We start from the raw sequence: 17,839 nt of genomic DNA on the forward strand, positions 1-17,839 counted from the left end.
CTCTTTAAGCCGCGTCCCAGAGCGGGGAGCCGCGCCGGGCGCTGGAAATGGTGTGGCCGGCTAGCCGCCAGGCGCGGGCGATGAGATCGCGGTCCTGCTCGGTGACCAGGTTGCCCATCAGGCGTGCGGCCGCCGGCATGAGGGCCCGGCCCACCGGCCCGCGCAGGCCCACCGGGCCGACCACGGGCAGGAACTGCGGGTAGGTCAGAAGGCGGGCGGCGGTGCGCGCCAGAACGAAGGCCTCGCCGTAATCCGCGCGCAGGCGGTCCGGCCAGGCCAGGGTGAAGTCCTTCGGGCCCAGCATCTCCACCGCGCTCCGGGCGGTCTCCAGCCCGTAGTCGATGCCCTCGCCGTTGAGCGGGTTCACGCAGGCGGCCGCGTCCCCGATGAGCATCCAGTTGTCGCCCGCCACGTGGGAGACCGCCCCGCCCATGGGCAGCAGGGCCGAGGTCACCGCCTGGGTGGGGCCCAGCTGCCAGTCGGCGCGCTGCTGCTCGGCGTAGTGCTCCAGCAGCTTCTTGGTGTTGATCTTGGCCGGGCGCTTGTCCGTCGACAGCGCCCCGCAGCCCAGGTTGACCTGGCCGGATTCGGCCCCCAGCGGGAAGATCCAGCCGTAGCCGGGCTGGACGGTGCCGTCGTTGTTCTTGAGCTCCACGTGGGAGTGCATCCAGGGCTCGTCCGCAAACGGGCTGTCGCAGTAGGAGCGCGCGGCGATCCCGTAGACCTCCCCGCGGTGCCAGGTCCGGCCCAGCTGCTTGCCGAAGGTGGAGCGCACCCCGTCGGCCACGATGACCCAGCGCGGGAGCACCGTCTGCTCGCCCACCTGGAAAGACTCCACGCGGTTGCCGGCCAGCTGCGGATTGGTGGCCGGCGCGCCGAGCAGGGGAGTGGCGCCGGCGGCGACGGCGGTCTCGAAGACCAAGTTGTCGAAGTCGTGGCGCGGCAGGGCCGAGCCCTCCGCGCACGGGTACGTGCTTGGCCAGGGGGCGGTGACGTACCCGCCATAGCCGTGCAGCTTCAGGCCAAGGTTGCGGTAGCCCGGGTTGACTGTGATGCCCAGCTGGTCCAGCTGGTGCATGGCCCGCGGGGTGAGCCCGTCGCCGCAGGTCTTGTCGCGGGGGAAGGAGGCGGCATCGACAAGCAGCACCTCGTAGCCGGCGCGGGCGGCGTGGATGGCGGCGGCCGAACCGGCCGGCCCGGCGCCGATGACCGCCACGTCGCAAGTAAGTGGGGAAGATGCGGGGATATGCTGAGTCTGTGCCGACATGCCCCCTATTGTCGCATGCGCGCTTGCCCGCCGACCCCTCGAGTATGTCTAAAAATGAGTATTGGACTACGGTTGAGGGAGTTAAATTAGAGTATCGACCCCAAGGATCGCCTCCATGACCAACGGCCCGACATCGTCCCACGGCTCCGCGCAGTCCGTGGACTTGGGAGACCCCCAGCTGAACCAGCGCGTGGGGGCAGGCGTGGCAGCCGTCGAAGAATTGCTGCGCACTGAGATTACTCAGGGAGAGGATTTCGTCCACGAAAAGGCTCTCTACCTCGCGGAAGCCGGCGGCAAGCGCTTCCGCCCCGTCATGGCTTTGCTAGCCAGCGAATACGGCCCCGAGCCCGGCTCCGCCCGGGTGGTCAAGGCCGCCACCTCCGTGGAGATGGTGCACGTGGCCACCCTCTACCACGACGACGTCATGGACGAGGCTGAGCGCCGCCGCGGCGTGGAATCCGCCAACTCCCGCTGGGGCAACTCCGTGGCCATCCTGGCCGGCGACGCCCTGCTGGCGCACGCCTCCCGCCTGATGGGCCAGCTGGATACCCACACCGTCGAGCACTTCGCCGAGACCTTCCAGACCCTGGTCACCGGCCAGATGCGTGAGACCATCGGGGCGGGCGAGGCGAACGCCATCGAGCACTACCGCGCCGTCATCGAGGAAAAGACCGCGGTGCTCATCGCCTCCGCCGGCTACCTGGGCGCCTACCACTCCGGCGCCGCCCCGGAGCACGCGCAGGCGCTCAAGCGCATCGGCAGCGCCGTCGGCATGATCTTCCAGATCGTCGACGACATCATCGACATTTTCTCCGACCCGGAGGAATCCGGCAAGACCCCGGGTACCGACCTGCGCGAGGGCGTGTTCACCCTGCCGGTGCTCTACGCCTTGGAGGAAGACAGTCCCGCGGGTGAGCAGCTCGCGCAGCTGCTCACCGGGCCGCTGAAGGACGACGCCACGGTCGAGCGCGCCATCGATCTGCTGCGCCAGTCCGCCGGCCGGGAGAAAGCCTTGGACGACGTGCGCTACTACCTGGACCAGGTGGATACCGAACTGGCCCGCCTGCCGGACAACTCCGCCACCACGGCGCTGCGGCAGCTGGCCACCTACACCGTCAAGCGCGTGGGCTAAGCCTTAGCCGCAAGACCCCAGCGAGATGGCCCCTTGCCTGCCGATTTGTGTCGGGCAGGGGGTTTCGTAGTAGAGTAACTACTCGCACCAAGGTGCACGCCAGGTTGCCCGAGCGGCCAAAGGGAGCGGACTGTAAATCCGCCGGCATTGCCTTCAGAAGTTCGAATCTTCTACCTGGCACCAACAACAACTCCCCTTCACTTTTCGTGAAGGGGAGTTTCCTTATGCCCGCAGTTTCGGGCCGAGTCACACCACCTACTGGGAGCCGGCCAGCCCGCGCCGTTCAAGCAGCGGGCGGATGTCCTTGTCGTGCCCGCGCCACTGGCGGAAGGCGTCGGTGAAATCGCGGGAGGCGCCCGCGGACAGGATCCGCTCGCGGAAGGCCTGCCCGGCCTGTCGCAGGGACTCCGCGTCGCGGAAGAGTTCGAAGCCGTCGGCGTCGAGGGCCTCCGCCCACAGGTAGGAGTAGTAGCCCGCGGAGTAGCCGCCGGCGAAGATATGGTTGAAATACGTCGAGCGGTAGCGCGGGGCGATCCCGGTCTCGCCCAGGCCCACCTCCGCCAGGGTCTCCTGCTCGAAGTCGGCGATGGCCTCCGGCGTGGCGACCAGCTTCTCAGCCTCGGCGGCTGGAAGGCTGTGCCAGGCCAGGTCGATGACGGCTGCGGCGAGGTATTCCACCGTGGCGAAGCCTTGACCGAACTCGCGGGCGCGCCCCAGCGCCTCCAGCGTCTTGTCGGGGATGGGCTCGCCGGTGTCCACGTGGAAGGCATACGCCTTCACCAGGCGGGGATCCAGCGCCCAGTTCTCATTGATCTGGCTGGGGAACTCCACCCAGTCCCGCGGCACATTCGTGCCGGAGAAGGTCGGGTAGCGCACGTCGGAGAGCAGGCCGTGGAGGGCGTGGCCGAACTCGTGGAAGACGGTGTGCAGCTCGTCCTGGCTCAGCAGCACCGGCTGGCCCGCCGGCGGCTTAGACAGGTTCAAGACGTTGACCACCACCGGGCGGGTGCCCAGCAGGCGGGACTGCTCCACAAACGTGCTCATCCAGGCCCCGCCGCGCTTGGAGGGGCGGGTGAAATAGTCCGTCAGCAGCAGGCCCAGGCCGGTGCCATCGGCATCCACGACCTCCCAGACGTCCACATCCGGGGCGTAGCCGCCTAAGCCTGGGCGCGGGTGGACCGTGAGCCCATAGAGCATGTGCGCGGCCTGGAAGACCCCGTCGCGTAAGACTCGGTCGAGCGGGAAGTACTTGCGCAGCCCCTCCTCGTCGAGGGCGTAGTCGCGCTCGCGGACCCGGGACTGCCAGTAGGGCCAGTCCGCCGGGCCGAAGTCCGCGGCGTGGAAGCCGGCCTCCTCGCTCAACAGCTTGCCCTCGGCGGCGGCGTTGGCCGCGGCCGCCGGCGCCAAGTCCGCCAGCAGCTGCCGGGCCGCGGCCGCGGTACCCGCGGTCTCCTCCGCGATGACGTAGTCCGCGTGCGTGGCATAGCCCAAAAGCTCCGCGCGCCGGGCGCGTAGCCGCACCATCTCGGTCAGCACCGCGCCGTTGGATTCCGCGCCGCGTTGCTGGGAGGCCTCCCAGAGCTTAAACCGGGACTCTGGGTCCTCCAGGCGCGCCTGCTCTGCCTGCTGGGTGGGCAGTTCCAGCGGTAGCATGAAGCCGGTCCGGCCGGCCTGGGCGGCGTAGTCCCGGGCTGCGGCAACGCGCTCTTCCGGCAGGCCGCGCAGCTCCTCGGCGCTGTCGAAGCCTACGGCCAGGCGTTTGGTGTCGTCCAGCAGGTGGCGGCCGAATTCCTCCGACAGCGCGGACAGGCGCTGGTTCAGGCGGGTGAGCTCCTCCTTGCCGGCGGCGTCCAGGTCTGCGCCGCGGCGGGCGAAAGACCGCAGGAGGTAGTCCAGCAGCCGCTGGGACTCGGGATCCTCCGGCGCGGTGACCGCCTTAAGCCGGGCGTAGAGATCCTCGTTCTGGTAGACGGTGTCGAAGTGGGCAGAAAGCTCCGGGAATACTTCGCCGGCCAGCTCCTGCATCTCCGGCGTGGAGTCCGTGCCCAGCAGGTTCGCGAAGTAGCTGACCACCCGCTCGAGGTCGCGGCCGGAGCGCTCCAGCGCTTCCACCGTGTTCTGCCAGCTGGGCTCCGACGCGGCGATAGCGGCCACTTCCGCGTCGTGGCGGCGCAGCGCCTCGTCGAAGGCCGGGCGCACGTGCGCAAAAGAAATCGCGGCGAAGTCCGGCAGCTGGTAATCCAGCTTCGAGGGCACAAGCAGCGGGTTGGCGGCTAGCTCCGCGTTCCTCGCGGCATCCGCGGTTCGAGCCTGGGCCGCGGAGTCAGATTCGGCTGGGCGGGACGGTTGGTGGGACACAATCTTTCCTTTCTGAGGCGGCGGGGCGGCTAGCGGCCTTGGGGCCTGGCACAGCGCCGGGGACGAGGGCCGGCGCTGCAGCCGCAACGTCAAGGCCACCACGCTACGCCTGCCACTAGGGCAGGGGCGCTAAAATACATCAAAGCTAGCACAACTGTGACCCGCGCTACACGGGATTCGGGGTGCCACTTCATGCCGCGGCGCGCGCTGGACGGTGCAGGGGATTTCCGGGGCGTGCCTTGGGCCGCAGTCAGCAGTGGCCGGAAGAAGAACGCGACCAAGGCAAAAACAGCCGTCTTTCAAAGCGCTGAAAATGTGGTCTGTGCTGCCGATTTGTGAAAGTTTTAGGAATCGGGTTATTGTTATCAAGGCTTCAACGCGAGAGGGGCGGTGAGAATTACCGCTTGTCTTTAACGAGGCTGTGCCCCCTTAGCTCAGTCGGCAGAGCGTTTCCATGGTAAGGAAAAGGTCGACAGTTCGATTCTGTCAGGGGGCTCTGTTCGTTTCTGGGGTATTATCCAACAGTGCCCTTTAAGGAAGCGGTCACTTGGCGGTGTAGCTCAGTGGTAGAGCAAGCGACTCATAATCGCTGTGTCGCGAGTTCAATTCTCGCCATCGCTACCGGGAACAAAAAGCGCCCTCGGGCGCTTTTTTATTACCGATCTCCACCGAAAATGAGGGCGGTTTATTTATTAACCCGCTACTCTGGTAGGGTAGTCCGTGCTGTTTTAAACGCAGTACGCCTAGGGGCGTGGCGCAATTGGTAGCGCAACGGTCTCCAAAACCGTAGGTTGCAGGTTCGAGTCCTGTCGCCCCTGCCAAACTTATTTTCTAGCGAGGAGTTCAGACGTCGTGAGCGATAATCAGCGTCCAGATGCTGGCGCACAGCGCCCCACCGGTAAGCGTCAACGCTCCGGCGCCTCCACTACCTCCTCTGCTGACTACGCCAAGAAGCATGGCGGCCAGGTCGCTACCGCCAGCCCGCAAGATCAAAAGCCGGGCAATGGTGTGGCTTCCTTCCTTCCCGAGGTTGTTACCGAGGTCAAGAAGGTCGTCTGGCCGACTAGCAAGGAAATGGTCCAGTACACCCTGGTGACCTTCGGCTTCCTGATCGTGCTGACCGCTCTGGTCTGGAGTGTCGACACGCTGACCGGCCTCGGAGTTGAGTGGGTACTGACTCCTTAGTACACTAGGTAAACAGCAAGCTAGAAAGCTTAGTCCCGCCGCTTCCCGATGATGGGGAGGGCGGGATAATTTATTAGCCCACCGCCTATAATCGGTGGCACGCGAAACCCCAAGGTGAGGAAGAATCCAGTGAGCGAAGACAACAACCTCGAGAACTCTGTCGAGTCGGCCCTGTTGGAAAGCATCCAGGACAAGGCTGCCGACGCCGCCGAGAGCGCTGAGAACGCCGAGGGCGTCGAGGCTGCCGAGAACGCGGACGCCGCCAACAACGCGGACGTTACCGCTGCCGCCGAGGCCGGCGAAGGCGAGGCCCCGGCCGCTGCCGAGGAGACTGCCGGTGAGGCCGAGTCCGCCGACGCCGCGCAGGCTGAGGGGCAGGCCGGGGAAGGCGCCGAGGGTGAAGAAGAGGTCGACCCGGAGGCGGACTACCGCCGCCGCCTGCGCGCCTTCACCTCCGAGCTGAAGAAGCGCGACGGCAAGTGGTACATCATTCAGTGCTACTCCGGCTACGAGAACAAGGTGAAGACCAATCTGGACATGCGCGCCCAGACCCTGGGCGTGGAGGACTCCATCTTCGAGGTCATCGTCCCGGTCGAGCAGGTGCTCGAGGCCAACAAGGACGGCAAGAAGAAGATCGTCAAGCGCAAGCTGCTGCCGGGCTACGTCCTGGTCCGCATGGAGCTCAACGACGCGGCCTGGTCCGTGGTCCGCGACACCCCGGGTGTTACCTCCTTCGTGGGCAACGAGGGCAACGCCACCGAGGTCAAGCCGCGCGAGGTTGCCAAGTTCCTGATGCCGAACGACACCGCCGCGAAGACCGGCGAGGCCGCCGCCAACGCCGCCGAGGGCGAGCAGGTCGTGGCCATGCCGGAGAAGGAAGCCAAGAAGAAGATCGCCCACGACTTCCAGGTGGGCGAGGCCGTGACCATCCTGGCCGGCCCGCTGGCGTCCGTGTCCGCGACCATCTCCGAGATCGACGAGGAGACTGGCAAGATGCAGGGCCTGGTCTCCATCTTTGGCCGCGAGACCCCGGTCGAGCTGTCGCCGACCGCTATCGAGCGCATCAACTAAAACTCACCCCAGTTTCCCGCCGGTGCGAAACGCCGGTGCGGAGACGAACTGGGATTTGGGTCTGACAGGGCCCGTCCCGTAGTATTGACCGGCGTGTGTGGCCAAGTGCCGCATACGCCGTTATTCGTTCATCCCCGGTGGCCGAACCCGAAAGAGGGAAAGCATCCGGACGGCACCCGTTATTCATCGTGGCGGGCGTGCCGGTAACTAGGAAAGAGGTAATTCGATGGCTAAGAAGAAGGTTTCTGGCTTCATTAAGCTGCAGATCGAGGCTGGCGCCGCTAACCCGGCCCCGCCGGTTGGCCCGGCACTGGGTGCCCACGGCGTCAACATCATGGAGTTCTGCAAGGCTTATAACGCCGCAACCGAGAACCAGCGCGGCAACATCGTGCCGGTGGAAATCACTGTCTACGAGGATCGTTCCTTCGACTTCAAGCTGAAGACCCCGCCGGCAGCGAAGCTGCTGATGAAGGCCGCCGGCATCAAGAAGGGCTCGGGCGTTCCGCACACCGACAAGGTTGGCTCTGTCACCTGGGATCAGTGCAAGGAAATCGCTCAGACCAAGTTCGAGGATCTGAACGCCCGCGACATTGAGAACGGCGCCCGCATCATCGCCGGTACCGCCCGCTCCATGGGCATCACCGTCGACGGCGCGCCGGCCTAAGAAACAACTGCATGTGGTAGGGCCAGCTCCGGCCCGCCTAAGACCACACCACCCTTTACTCAAGAAAAGGACTGCTAATAATGAGCACCAAATCCAAGGCTTACAAGGCCGCCGCGGAAAAGGTTGACTTTTCCCGCCTATACCGTCCGCTAGAGGCCGCCAAGCTGGCCAAGGAGACCTCCTCCAAGAACTTCGACGCCACCGTCGACGTTGTCCTGCGCCTGGGCGTTGACCCGCGCAAGGCCGACCAGCTGGTCCGCGGCACCGTCTCCCTGCCGAACGGCACCGGCAAGGACGTCCGCGTGGCCGTCTTCGCCGAGGGCGAGAAGGCTACGGAGGCTGAGCAGGCTGGCGCCGACATCGTCGGCACCGAGCAGCTGCTCGAGGCCGTCAACGCCGGCAACCTGGACTTCGACGTAGCCATCGCCACCCCGGACCAGATGGCCAAGGTCGGCCGCGTGGCCCGCGTGCTGGGCCCGCGTGGTCTGATGCCGAACCCGAAGACCGGCACCGTGACCAACGACGTGGCTAAGGCCATCTCCGAGGTTAAGGGCGGCAAGATCTCCTTCCGCGTGGACAAGGCTTCCAACCTGCACGCCATCCTGGGCAAGGCTTCCTTCGACGCGGAAAAGCTGGCCGAGAACTACGGCGCCCTCATCGAGGAGCTCAACCGCCTGAAGCCGTCCGCTTCCAAGGGCGTCTACATGAAGAAGATCACCATCTCGACCACCAACGGTCCGGGCATCCCGGTGGATCCGTCCGTGCAGAAGAACTTCGCTGAGTAATTCCTAGCTAAGCCTTCCCACGGTCACGTAGATAAGTGCTAAACCCGTCCGCCCCTTCCGTTTCTGGGAGGCGGGCGGGTTTTGCTCTATCCTCGTCCTATGACACAAAAGCGCGCGGCGGTTGTAGGGGCAGGGCCGAACGGATTAACGGCGGCAGCGCGGCTGGCCCGGGCCGGCTGGGCGGTCACCGTCTTTGAGGCCCAGCCCACCCCGGGCGGGGCGGCGCGCTCCCTGCCCGGGGCGCTCGGGCGCGGCACCATCGTGGACTTCGGCGCGGCCGCGCACCCTTTCGGGCTCGTCTCCCCGGCGCTGCGCGAGCTCGGTTTTAACGACTGGGCGCACGCGCCGCTGCCGCTGGCCCACCCACTAGAGGGAAAGCCCGCCGCGCTGCTGCGGCCAGGGCTGAAAGAGACCGCCCGGGGGCTGGGCCGCGACTGTCAGCGCTGGGAGCTCATCCACCGGCCCATGGTCGAGGACCCCGAGCGCCACGCGGACAACGTTCTGCGGCCGATGGCGGGGTGGCCCCCGCACCCGGTGGACCTGACCCGCTTCGGGCTGCGGGCGCCGTGGCCGGCGCAGGCGCTGAGCCAGTTCTTCTTCCGGGAAGAACCTGCCCGAGTTTTGACGCTGGGCTCGGCCGCGCACGCGCTGTGCCCGCCGTCTCAGCCCCTGACGGCCAGCCTCGGCGTCCTTTTCAACGCCTTTGGCATGGCGGGCGGCTGGCCCGTGGCGCGCGGCGGCACCCAGGCCATCATCGACCATCTGCTGGGGCGGCTGCGAGCGGGCGGCGGACAAGTGATTTGTGGACAGCCCATCACGAGCATGGATCAGCTCGTCGACGCCGGCGGTCGGGCCGAGTGGGACGCGGTGGTCCTGGACCTTGCCCCACGCGGCGTGTTGGGTATCGCCGGGCTGCGCCTGCCGGGGCGGGTGGCGGCCAGCCTGCGCGCGTGGCGCTACGGGCCCGGAGTGCACAAGGTGGACTACCGTTTGAACGCCCCGGTGCCGTGGGCGGACCCGGCCGTGGGTGGTGCTGGCACGGTGCACGTGTGCGGCGGGGTGGACGATATCGAGCTGGCCGCGCGCCAGGTGGCCGCCGGGCAGCTGCCGCAGCGGCCTTTCGTGATGGTCTGCCAGCAGGCGGTGGCAGACCCCTCCCGCGGGCCCGTGCTGTGGGCCTACGCGCAGGTGCCCAACGGTTACCACGAGGCCTACCCGGGCCAGGTCACCGAGCGCATCGAGGCCCAGATCGAGCGCTTCGCGCCCGGCTTCCGGGACCTCGTCGAGGCCCGCCGGGTCAGCTCACCCGCGCAGCTGGCCGCCTATGATGCGAACCTGGTGGGCGGGGACATCGCCGCAGGCGCGATGAGCGGGCTGCAAATGCTCGCCCGCCCGCGCCTGACTGCCCACCCTTACCGCCTGGCCGACGGGGTCTATATGTGCTCGGCGGCCACCCCACCCGGCGGCGGGGTCCACGGCATGGGCGGCTGGAACTGCGCCGGCCGGATCCTGGGGCGGTAGCGAGGGACTAGATATCGTCCGGCAGGCCGGCCTGCCGCGCCGGCACGGCAGCCTTGTTTGCGCCGGCCTTGATGTCGGAGTAGGCCGCGAGCGCGGCCTTGCGCGACTTCTGCAGATCCACGATGGGCTCAGGCCCCAGGGGAGTCAGGTCTTCCGGGGCCCAGCGGCCGACGTACTCGCCGTGCGGGTCGAAGCGCTCGGCCTGGGTGACCGGGTTGAAGATCCGGAAATAGGGCGCGGCGTCGTCGCCGCAGCCGGCTATCCACTGCCAGCCGAAGGGGTTGGAGGCCGGGTCCGCGTCTACCAAGGTATCCCAGAACCAAGCCTCGCCTGCGCGCCAGTGGAGGCCTAAGTTCTTGGTGAGGAAGGAGCCGACCACCATCCGCACCCGGTTGTGCATGTAGCCGGTCTGCCACAGCTCCCGCATGCCGGCGTCGACTAGGCCGATGCCGGTGGTGCCGGCCTTCCACGCAGCAATAAGCTCGGGTTCCTCCTCGGCGCTGGCCCAGGCGAAGGAGTCGAACTGGCGGCGCACATTCACCGCGTGCAGCTCCGGCAGGTAGTAGAGGCGGTGCCAGGCGAAGTCGCGCCACAGCAGCTCGGTGAGGAACTTCTGCCCGTCGCCGGCCGGGGCCTGGTTGGTGGCCAGTAGCTCGCCGACTGCGGCCCAGACCTGGCGCGGGGATACCTCCCCGAAGCGTAGGTGGGGCGAGAGCCGCGAGGTCGCCTCCTCGGCCGGCTGATCGCGGCCCGACTCGTAGCCGGCGATGCCCTCCAGGAAAGACTCCAGGCGCGCGCGGGCGCCGTCCTCGCCCGGGACCCAGGTCTCCCGCAGCCCGCCCGCCCAGTGCGGGTCGGCCGGCTCGCTCATCGGCTGCCGGGCGAAGCCCACGGCGCCGGCATGATTGGGGATGTCGTCCACGCCGGCGCCGCGCAGCTGGGGGACCGGGAGGGGCGCGTCGTCGCGGACCTGGGCGCGGGCGGCCTTCGAGAACGGGGTGAAGACCTGGTAGGGCTTACCGTTGCGATTGGTGACCTCCCACGGCTCCACCAGGGTGTGGCCCGGGTGCGAGGCGACCTTAACGTCGCGGGCCTGGAGCTCGGACTTGACCGCGGCGTCAACCTCCCGCCAGGGCTTGTGGTAGCGGCGGGACCAGGCCACCGCGTCGATGCCCAGGTCGGCCACGAGGCGGGGGGGTGAGCTCGCGGGCATCGCCGGCCGCACGCAGCAGCGGCACGCCGTGGGCATCCAGGGAACGCGCCAGCCGCGCCAGGGAGACCTCGCGCCACCAACCCGCCGCCGCGCCCAGCGGACGGGCGGGGTAGGTAGCCGGCTCGTCTAGGACCACCGCGACCACGGGGCCGCGCTCGTTGGCCCAGTCCAGCGCCTGGTTATCGAGCAGGCGAAGATCGTCGCGAAACCACATCAGGCTAGTCATGGGCCAAGCCTACCAACGCCGCCCGCGCAGACGATTTTTTAAATCTGTAGGCCGGGTGCTAGGGTATACAGCGAAGTTTGAACGGGAGGTTTCCCGAGCTCAAGTTTCACCGAAGACCGTTGGTCACCTTCTTGTTGGAAGGTCGAAGGTTTCCCATCCACGGGAACGGCCCACGCAGGAGACACTTGTGCATCACATCCTATGTGTGCGCCCTGTGCTCTTGCACGGGGCTTTTTTGATGCGACGACCGGGCGAGTTAAAGCCCGCCCGGGGCAAGCTAGAAAAAGCTCCGGCGGAAAAACAAGAGATGTTTTGGAAGGAGGCGAGAGTTAAGATGGCAAACCCGAAGAACACCGCAGACCTGGCGGAGCTGAAGGGCAAGCTCGACGCTGCTGATGCGTTCGTGCTGACCGAGTACCGCGGCCTGACCGTGGCACAGCTTTCCGAGCTGCGTAACAACCTGGGCTTTGACGTTGACTACTCCGTCGCCAAGAACACCCTCTTCAAGATCGCTGCCAAGGAAGCTGGCATCGAGGGTCTTGACGAGCACCTGGCCGGCCCGACCGCTATCGCCTTCATCAAGGGCGAGGCTGTCGACGCTGCCAAGGTGATGAAGAAGTTCGCCGAGGATCACGACGCGTTCATCGTCAAGGGCGGTTACATGGACGGCAACGCTTTGACTGCCGACCAGGTCAAGGCCATTGCTGACCTTGACAACCGTGAGACCACGCTGGCCAAGCTGGCTGGCGCTATGAAGGGTTCTATGGCGAAGGCTGCCGCTCTCTTCAACGCTCCTGCAATCAAGGCCGTATGTACCGTTGCGGCTCTGCAGGACAAGAAGGAAGCAGAAGCTTAAGAATTCGCGCACAACCTGCGCAACAACTACACCACTACCGAGACGCTATTGCAGCGCTCACATAAGAAAGGATGCTTACCATGGCTAAGCTCACCAAGGACGAGCTCATTGAAGCTTTCAAGGAAATGACCCTCATCGAGCTCTCCGAGTTCGTCAAGGAATTCGAAGAGGTCTTCGACGTTGAGGCTGCCGCTCCGGTCGCCGCTGTTGCTGCAGGCGCTCCGGCTGCCGGCGGCGAGGCTGCTGCTGAGGAGAAGGACGAGTTCGACGTCGTTCTGACCGACGCTGGCGCCAAGAAGATCGGCGTCATCAAGGCTGTCCGCGAGATCGTCTCCGGCCTGGGCCTGAAGGAAGCCAAGGAGCTGGTTGAGTCCGCTCCGAAGGCCATCCTGGAAGGCGCCAACAAGGACGACGCCGAGGCTGCCAAGACCAAGCTGGAAGAGGCTGGCGCTTCCGTCGAGCTGAAGTAGTCTGAACTAGACTCACCTCGGCTTCGGCCTGAGCCTTCTTAAGGCTTTAACCACCTCCGCCTGCCCCGCATCACCGCGGGAGCGGGCGGAGGTCTTTTTATGCCTCCACCCGCGGCGGGGGAGGGGTCGCGCGCTAGAAACCGGGTGTTTCGTTATCAACCGGCAATTGCTGGGTTGTAAGATGCTGTACCATGCTGCCCAAATCCCGCATCATCTCCGTGATCGTTCTAGGCCTCGGCATCGCTTTGATTGCCGCGGGCGCGCTCGCGCCTGTCTTCCTAGACCTGCGGGCCAAGCTGCCGCTGGACGCCGAGTACACCACGTTTAGCTTCAGCGACCAGGGCGGCCGAGCGCAGACCGTGAGTGAAGAGGGGACACAGCCCTACGAGGGCCCGCTGGCCTACCAGCTGCACTACGACACCGTGGATCCCTCCGGCAAGGAGGATGCTTTCCTGCGGGTCGGGCAGACCACCGTGCGCGGCACCGAGGCCGACGCCGGGGATGTGGAGAACCTGGTCAGCGCCCAGGTGTGGAACTTCACCATTGACCGCGTCAGCGGCGCGGCACAGGGCAAGGCACGCCTGAACCACACGATCGCCTCGCCGGCGGCGGAGGTGGCCGTGGACGGCTACTGGCTGAAGTTCCCCTCGGCGGCGGAAAAGACCACCTACCCGGTCTTCGACCCGACCCTGCGCCAAGCGGAAGACGCCGTCTTCGCCGAGGAGCAGGAGATAGATGGCCGAGAGATCTATCGCTACGACCAGGAGATAGCGCCGGTCAACGTCGCCACGCTTTACGCGGGGATGGGCAATACCACCCAGTTCGAGACCCCCGACGGCGGTACGGAGCCGGGCTACCTGTTCCACTCCGGCAAGCGCAGCATCTACGTCGACCACGCCACCGGCATGGTGGTGGGCATGGATTTGGACATCGACGACTACTATGGCACCCGGGAGGGCGAGCGCCGCGAGGACGCCTTTGTGTTCCAGGCCTCCACCTCTGACGAGGATCGCGCCCAGCTCATTGAGCAGGCCGGCCAGATTCCGGATCCGCAGGCCGCGAATATCGCGCGCTGGATTGGCTTCGGCCTAGGCGTTGTCTTGACCATCATCGGGCTACTGGGAGTCTTCGGAGTTTTCGGTCCGCGCGTCCAGAAGGTCAAGCGGGCCCTCTAGGTCCGGGTCTGGGCTTGGGCTTGCGACTGTGTCTGGTCCGCCCGCGCCCGCTGCGTGCGAGCAAGAACCCGGCCGGGCACATAGACGATCGCGCGCGTCTTTACAAATCGCCGGATTTGATATAGGCTGTTTCGTTGCGCTGGAATCCGGATCCCCAGTGCACATTTAGCCTTGGCACGTGGTGATGGTAAAGCGACTTGACAAGGTGATTTTGTGCTATCTGAGCCCGCTGATTCCACAGCAGACCGAATGCTAAATCTACCAGCGGTTTTGCTTGCTCGCCCCTCCCAGGCGGGTTAGTGATCCGCGTGAGGTGCTGGAAGGACCCATCTTGGCAGTCTCCCGCCAGACCAAGTCAGTGGCCAATATCCCTGGAGCCCCGAAGCGTTATTCGTTCGCTAAGATTAGCGAGCCGATTGCGGTTCCGGGCCTCCTTGACTTGCAACTTGATTCTTTTGCATGGCTCATCGGCACGCCGGAGTGGCGTGAGCGCCAGCAGGCTGAACGTGGCGACGACGCGCGCGTTACCTCTGGCCTGGAGGACATTCTAGAGGAATTGTCCCCGATCGAGGACTACTCGGGCAATATGTCCCTGTCGCTGTCCGAGCCGCGCTTCGAGCCGGTGAAGAACACCGTCGACGAGTGTAAAGAAAAGGACATCAACTACTCGGCGCCGCTCTACGTGACCGCAGAGTTCATCAACAATGACACCCAGGAGATTAAGTCTCAGACGGTGTTCATCGGCGACTTCCCGATGATGACCGACAAGGGCACGTTCATTGTCAACGGTACCGAGCGTGTTGTCGTCTCCCAGCTCGTGCGTTCCCCGGGCGTGTACTTTGATCAGACGATCGACAAGTCCACGGAGCGCCCGCTGCACTCCGTGAAGGTCATCCCGTCCCGCGGCGCTTGGCTCGAATTCGACGTGGACAAGCGCGACACCGTCGGCGTGCGTATTGACCGCAAGCGCCGCCAGCCGGTCACCGTGCTGCTCAAGGCCCTGGGCTGGTCCGAAGAGCAGATCCGTGAGCGCTTCGGCTTCTCCGAGCTGATGATGTCCACCCTCGAGTCCGATGGCGTTGCCAACACGGACGAGGCCCTGCTGGAGATCTACCGCAAGCAGCGCCCGGGCGAGCAGCCGACCCGCGAGCTGGCTCAGTCCCTGCTGGACAACTCCTTCTTCCGCGCGAAGCGCTACGACCTGGCCAAGGTCGGCCGCTACAAGGTCAACCGCAAGCTGGGTCTGGGCGGCGACCACGACGGCCTGATGACCCTGACCGAGGAAGACATCGCCGTCGCGCTGGAGTACCTGGTACGCCTGCACGTCGGTGAGCGCGAGATGAAGGCGCCGAACGGTGAGATGATCTCCATCAACACCGACGACATCGATCACTTCGGCAACCGTCGTCTGCGCACCGTGGGCGAGCTGATCCAAAACCAGGTCCGCGTGGGCCTGTCCCGCATGGAGCGCGTCGTGCGCGAGCGCATGACCACCCAGGACGCGGAGTCCATCACGCCGACCTCGCTGATCAACGTGCGCCCGGTCTCGGCAGCTATCCGCGAGTTCTTCGGTACCTCGCAGCTGTCCCAGTTCATGGACCACAACAACTCGTTGTCCGGCCTGACCCACAAGCGCCGCCTGTCCGCACTGGGCCCGGGCGGCCTGTCCCGTGAGCGCGCCGGCATCGAGGTTCGAGACGTGCACCCGTCGCACTACGGTCGCATGTGCCCGATTGAGACCCCGGAGGGCCCGAACATCGGCCTGATCGGCTCGCTGGCTTCCTACGCCCGCGTGAACTCCTTCGGCTTCATCGAGACCCCGTACCGCAAGGTCGTCGACGGCAAGATCACCGACCAGGTCGAGTACCTGACCGCCGACGAGGAGGACCGCTTCTCCATCGCCCAGGCCGAGGTCGAGCAGGACGCCGAGGGCAACATCACCGGCGACCGCATCGAGGTCCGCCAGCGCGACGGCGACATCGCCGTGACCGATGCTTCCGGCGTCGACTACGTGGACGTCTCCCCGCGCCAGATGGTGTCCGTGGCTACCGCCATGATTCCGTTCTTGGAGCACGACGACGCTAACCGTGCACTGATGGGCGCGAACATGCAGCGCCAGGCGGTGCCGCTGGTGCGCTCCGAGTCCCCGTACGTGGGCACCGGTATGGAGCAGCGCGCGGCTTACGACGCCGGCGACCTGGTCATCACCCCGAAGGCCGGTGTGGTCGAGGACGTGACTGCGGACCTCATCACCATCATGGACGATGAGGGTCAGCGTGATACCTATATGCTGCGCAAGTTCGAGCGCACCAACCAGGGCACGAACTACAACCAGACCCCGCTGGTGTCCATGGGCGACCGCGTCGAGGCCGGCCAGGTGCTGGCCGACGGCCCGGGGACCCACAACGGCGAGATGTCGCTGGGCCGCAACCTGCTCGTGGCGTTCATGCCGTGGGAAGGCCACAACTATGAGGACGCCATCATCCTCAACCAGCGCATCGTCGAAGAGGACATCCTGACCTCCGTGCACATTGAGGAGCACGAGATCGATGCCCGCGACACCAAGCTGGGCGCCGAGGAAATTACCCGCGAGATCCCGAACGTGGCCGAGGACGTGCTCAGCGATTTGGACGAGCGCGGCATCATCCGCATCGGCGCCGACGTCCGCCCGGGCGATATCCTGGTCGGTAAGGTCACCCCGAAGGGCGAGACCGAGCTGACCCCGGAGGAGCGCCTGCTGCGCGCCATCTTCGGTGAGAAGGCCCGCGAGGTGCGCGACACCTCGATGAAGGTCCCGCACGGTGAGGTCGGCAAGGTCATCGGCGTGGCTCGTTTCAGCCGCGAAGACGATGACGACCTGGCCCCGGGCGTCAACGAGATGATCCGCGTCTACGTGGCCCAGAAGCGCAAGATCCAGGACGGCGATAAGATGGCCGGCCGCCACGGCAACAAGGGTGTTGTCGGCAAGATCCTGCCGCCGGAGGACATGCCGTTCATGGCGGACGGTACCCCGGTCGACATCATCCTGAACACCCACGGTGTTCCGCGTCGTATGAACATCGGCCAGGTCCTCGAGGTCCACCTCGGCTGGCTGGCTCACGCTGGCTGGAAGGTCGACGTCGACGATCCGGCAAACGCCGACCTGCTCAAGACCCTGCCGGAAGAGCTCTACGACGTTCCGGCCGACTCGCTGACCGCCACCCCGGTCTTCGACGGCGCGACCAACGAAGAGATCTCCCGCCTGCTGGCGTCCTCCCGCCCGAACCGCGACGGCGACGTCCTGGTTGACGGCGAGGGCAAGGCCACGCTGTTCGACGGCCGTTCCGGCGAGCCGTACATGTACCCGATCTCGGTCGGCTACATGTACATGCTTAAGCTGCACCACCTGGTGGATGAGAAGATCCACGCCCGTTCGACTGGTCCGTACTCCATGATTACCCAGCAACCGCTGGGTGGTAAGGCCCAGTTCGGTGGCCAGCGCTTCGGTGAAATGGAGGTGTGGGCCATGCAGGCATACGGCGCGGCCTACACTCTGCAGGAGCTGCTGACCATCAAGTCGGACGACGTGGTCGGCCGCGTGAAGGTCTACGAGGCCATTGTGAAGGGCGAGAACATCCCGGATCCGGGCATCCCGGAATCCTTCAAGGTGTTGCTCAAGGAGCTGCAGTCGCTGTGCCTGAACGTGGAGGTCCTGTCCACCGACGGCACCCCGATGGAGCTTTCCGGCTCGGATGAAGACGACATGGAATCCGGTTCCTCGCTGGGCATTAACCTGTCCCGCGATGAGGGTTCCGCCGCCGACATCGCCTAGCAACTCTGCTTTAGGTCCGCCGCTGGTTTCCCAGCGGCGGGCAAGGAAACAAGTTACTTTTTCAAATGCCAACAATTCCTCGTTAAACGAGGATGAAAGGGAGAA

The 17,839-nt window shown here is 65.8% G+C and carries 14 protein-coding genes and 4 tRNA genes; 14 read left to right on the forward strand and 4 right to left on the reverse strand.

Features of this window, described 5'->3' with window-relative positions:
* Window positions 1-4: 4 nt before the first annotated feature.
* Complete coding sequence (locus HMPREF3067_RS02505) at window positions 5-1,267, reverse strand: geranylgeranyl reductase family protein (RefSeq protein WP_070768163.1); 1,263 nt, start codon at window positions 1,265-1,267, stop codon at window positions 5-7.
* 115 nt (window positions 1,268-1,382) lie between these two features.
* Between HMPREF3067_RS02505 and HMPREF3067_RS02510 the strand changes: the two genes are divergently transcribed.
* Both HMPREF3067_RS02510 and HMPREF3067_RS02515 read left to right on the forward strand, forming a co-directional pair.
* Window positions 1,383-2,399 (forward strand): polyprenyl synthetase family protein, encoded by a 1,017-nt coding sequence (locus tag HMPREF3067_RS02510; protein WP_070768164.1) that lies wholly within the window; start codon window positions 1,383-1,385, stop codon window positions 2,397-2,399.
* Between the two features lie 98 nt (window positions 2,400-2,497).
* A tRNA-Tyr gene (locus HMPREF3067_RS02515) sits at window positions 2,498-2,582 on the forward strand.
* 72 nt (window positions 2,583-2,654) lie between these two features.
* On the opposite strand, the gene HMPREF3067_RS02520 is transcribed toward HMPREF3067_RS02515, so the two are convergent.
* Window positions 2,655-4,661: a M3 family metallopeptidase gene (locus HMPREF3067_RS02520; protein ID WP_070768236.1), complete on the reverse strand. Its 2,007-nt coding sequence runs from the start codon at window positions 4,659-4,661 to the stop codon at window positions 2,655-2,657.
* A gap of 519 nt (window positions 4,662-5,180) precedes the next feature.
* Between HMPREF3067_RS02520 and HMPREF3067_RS02525 the strand changes: the two genes are divergently transcribed.
* From HMPREF3067_RS02525 to HMPREF3067_RS02560, 8 genes are all read left to right on the forward strand, one after another.
* A tRNA-Thr gene (locus HMPREF3067_RS02525) sits at window positions 5,181-5,253 on the forward strand.
* A 53-nt stretch (window positions 5,254-5,306) separates the two neighbouring features.
* Window positions 5,307-5,378 (forward strand) — tRNA-Met (locus tag HMPREF3067_RS02530).
* A gap of 124 nt (window positions 5,379-5,502) precedes the next feature.
* Window positions 5,503-5,578 (forward strand) — tRNA-Trp (locus tag HMPREF3067_RS02535).
* A gap of 31 nt (window positions 5,579-5,609) precedes the next feature.
* Window positions 5,610-5,942, forward strand: coding sequence for a preprotein translocase subunit SecE (gene secE / locus HMPREF3067_RS02540; protein WP_070768165.1), 333 nt, complete (start codon window positions 5,610-5,612; stop codon window positions 5,940-5,942).
* Window positions 5,943-6,071: 129 nt separating this feature from the next.
* Window positions 6,072-7,013: a transcription termination/antitermination protein NusG gene (nusG, locus tag HMPREF3067_RS02545; RefSeq protein WP_070768166.1), complete on the forward strand. Its 942-nt coding sequence runs from the start codon at window positions 6,072-6,074 to the stop codon at window positions 7,011-7,013.
* Between the two features lie 226 nt (window positions 7,014-7,239).
* Window positions 7,240-7,677 carry a 50S ribosomal protein L11 gene (gene rplK / locus HMPREF3067_RS02550; protein WP_070768167.1) on the forward strand — a complete coding sequence of 146 codons (438 nt, stop codon included), beginning with the start codon at window positions 7,240-7,242 and terminating at the stop codon, window positions 7,675-7,677.
* 80 nt (window positions 7,678-7,757) lie between these two features.
* Window positions 7,758-8,462, forward strand: coding sequence for a 50S ribosomal protein L1 (gene rplA / locus HMPREF3067_RS02555; RefSeq protein WP_070768168.1), 705 nt, complete (start codon window positions 7,758-7,760; stop codon window positions 8,460-8,462).
* Window positions 8,463-8,561: 99 nt separating this feature from the next.
* Window positions 8,562-9,983: a phytoene desaturase family protein gene (locus HMPREF3067_RS02560; protein WP_070768169.1), complete on the forward strand. Its 1,422-nt coding sequence runs from the start codon at window positions 8,562-8,564 to the stop codon at window positions 9,981-9,983.
* Between the two features lie 7 nt (window positions 9,984-9,990).
* Here HMPREF3067_RS02560 and HMPREF3067_RS02565 read toward each other — a convergent pair whose 3' ends face one another.
* Window positions 9,991-11,169 (reverse strand): cryptochrome/photolyase family protein, encoded by a 1,179-nt coding sequence (locus HMPREF3067_RS02565; protein WP_246819210.1) that lies wholly within the window; start codon window positions 11,167-11,169, stop codon window positions 9,991-9,993.
* Window positions 11,102-11,422 carry a deoxyribodipyrimidine photo-lyase gene (locus tag HMPREF3067_RS11475; protein WP_246819211.1) on the reverse strand — a complete coding sequence of 107 codons (321 nt, stop codon included), beginning with the start codon at window positions 11,420-11,422 and terminating at the stop codon, window positions 11,102-11,104. The genes HMPREF3067_RS02565 and HMPREF3067_RS11475 overlap by 68 nt, the downstream gene beginning before the upstream one ends.
* Before the next feature lie 334 nt (window positions 11,423-11,756).
* Between HMPREF3067_RS11475 and rplJ the strand changes: the two genes are divergently transcribed.
* From rplJ to HMPREF3067_RS02585, 4 genes are all read left to right on the forward strand, one after another.
* Window positions 11,757-12,278, forward strand: a complete 522-nt coding sequence (gene rplJ, locus HMPREF3067_RS02570) for a 50S ribosomal protein L10 (RefSeq protein WP_070768170.1) — start codon at window positions 11,757-11,759, stop codon at window positions 12,276-12,278.
* An 80-nt stretch (window positions 12,279-12,358) separates the two neighbouring features.
* Window positions 12,359-12,748, forward strand: a complete 390-nt coding sequence (gene rplL, locus HMPREF3067_RS02575; RefSeq protein ID WP_070768237.1) for a 50S ribosomal protein L7/L12 — start codon at window positions 12,359-12,361, stop codon at window positions 12,746-12,748.
* 191 nt (window positions 12,749-12,939) lie between these two features.
* Entirely contained in the window at window positions 12,940-13,923 is a 984-nt protein-coding gene (locus HMPREF3067_RS02580) for a cell envelope lipid trafficking protein PgfA (RefSeq protein WP_070768171.1), read from the forward strand.
* 313 nt (window positions 13,924-14,236) lie between these two features.
* Complete coding sequence (locus HMPREF3067_RS02585) at window positions 14,237-17,734, forward strand: DNA-directed RNA polymerase subunit beta (protein ID WP_070768172.1); 3,498 nt, start codon at window positions 14,237-14,239, stop codon at window positions 17,732-17,734.
* Window positions 17,735-17,839: the final 105 nt, after the last annotated feature.

Source organism: Corynebacterium sp. HMSC04H06, assembly GCF_001815935.1.
In the GTDB taxonomy this organism is placed as follows: domain Bacteria; phylum Actinomycetota; class Actinomycetes; order Mycobacteriales; family Mycobacteriaceae; genus Corynebacterium.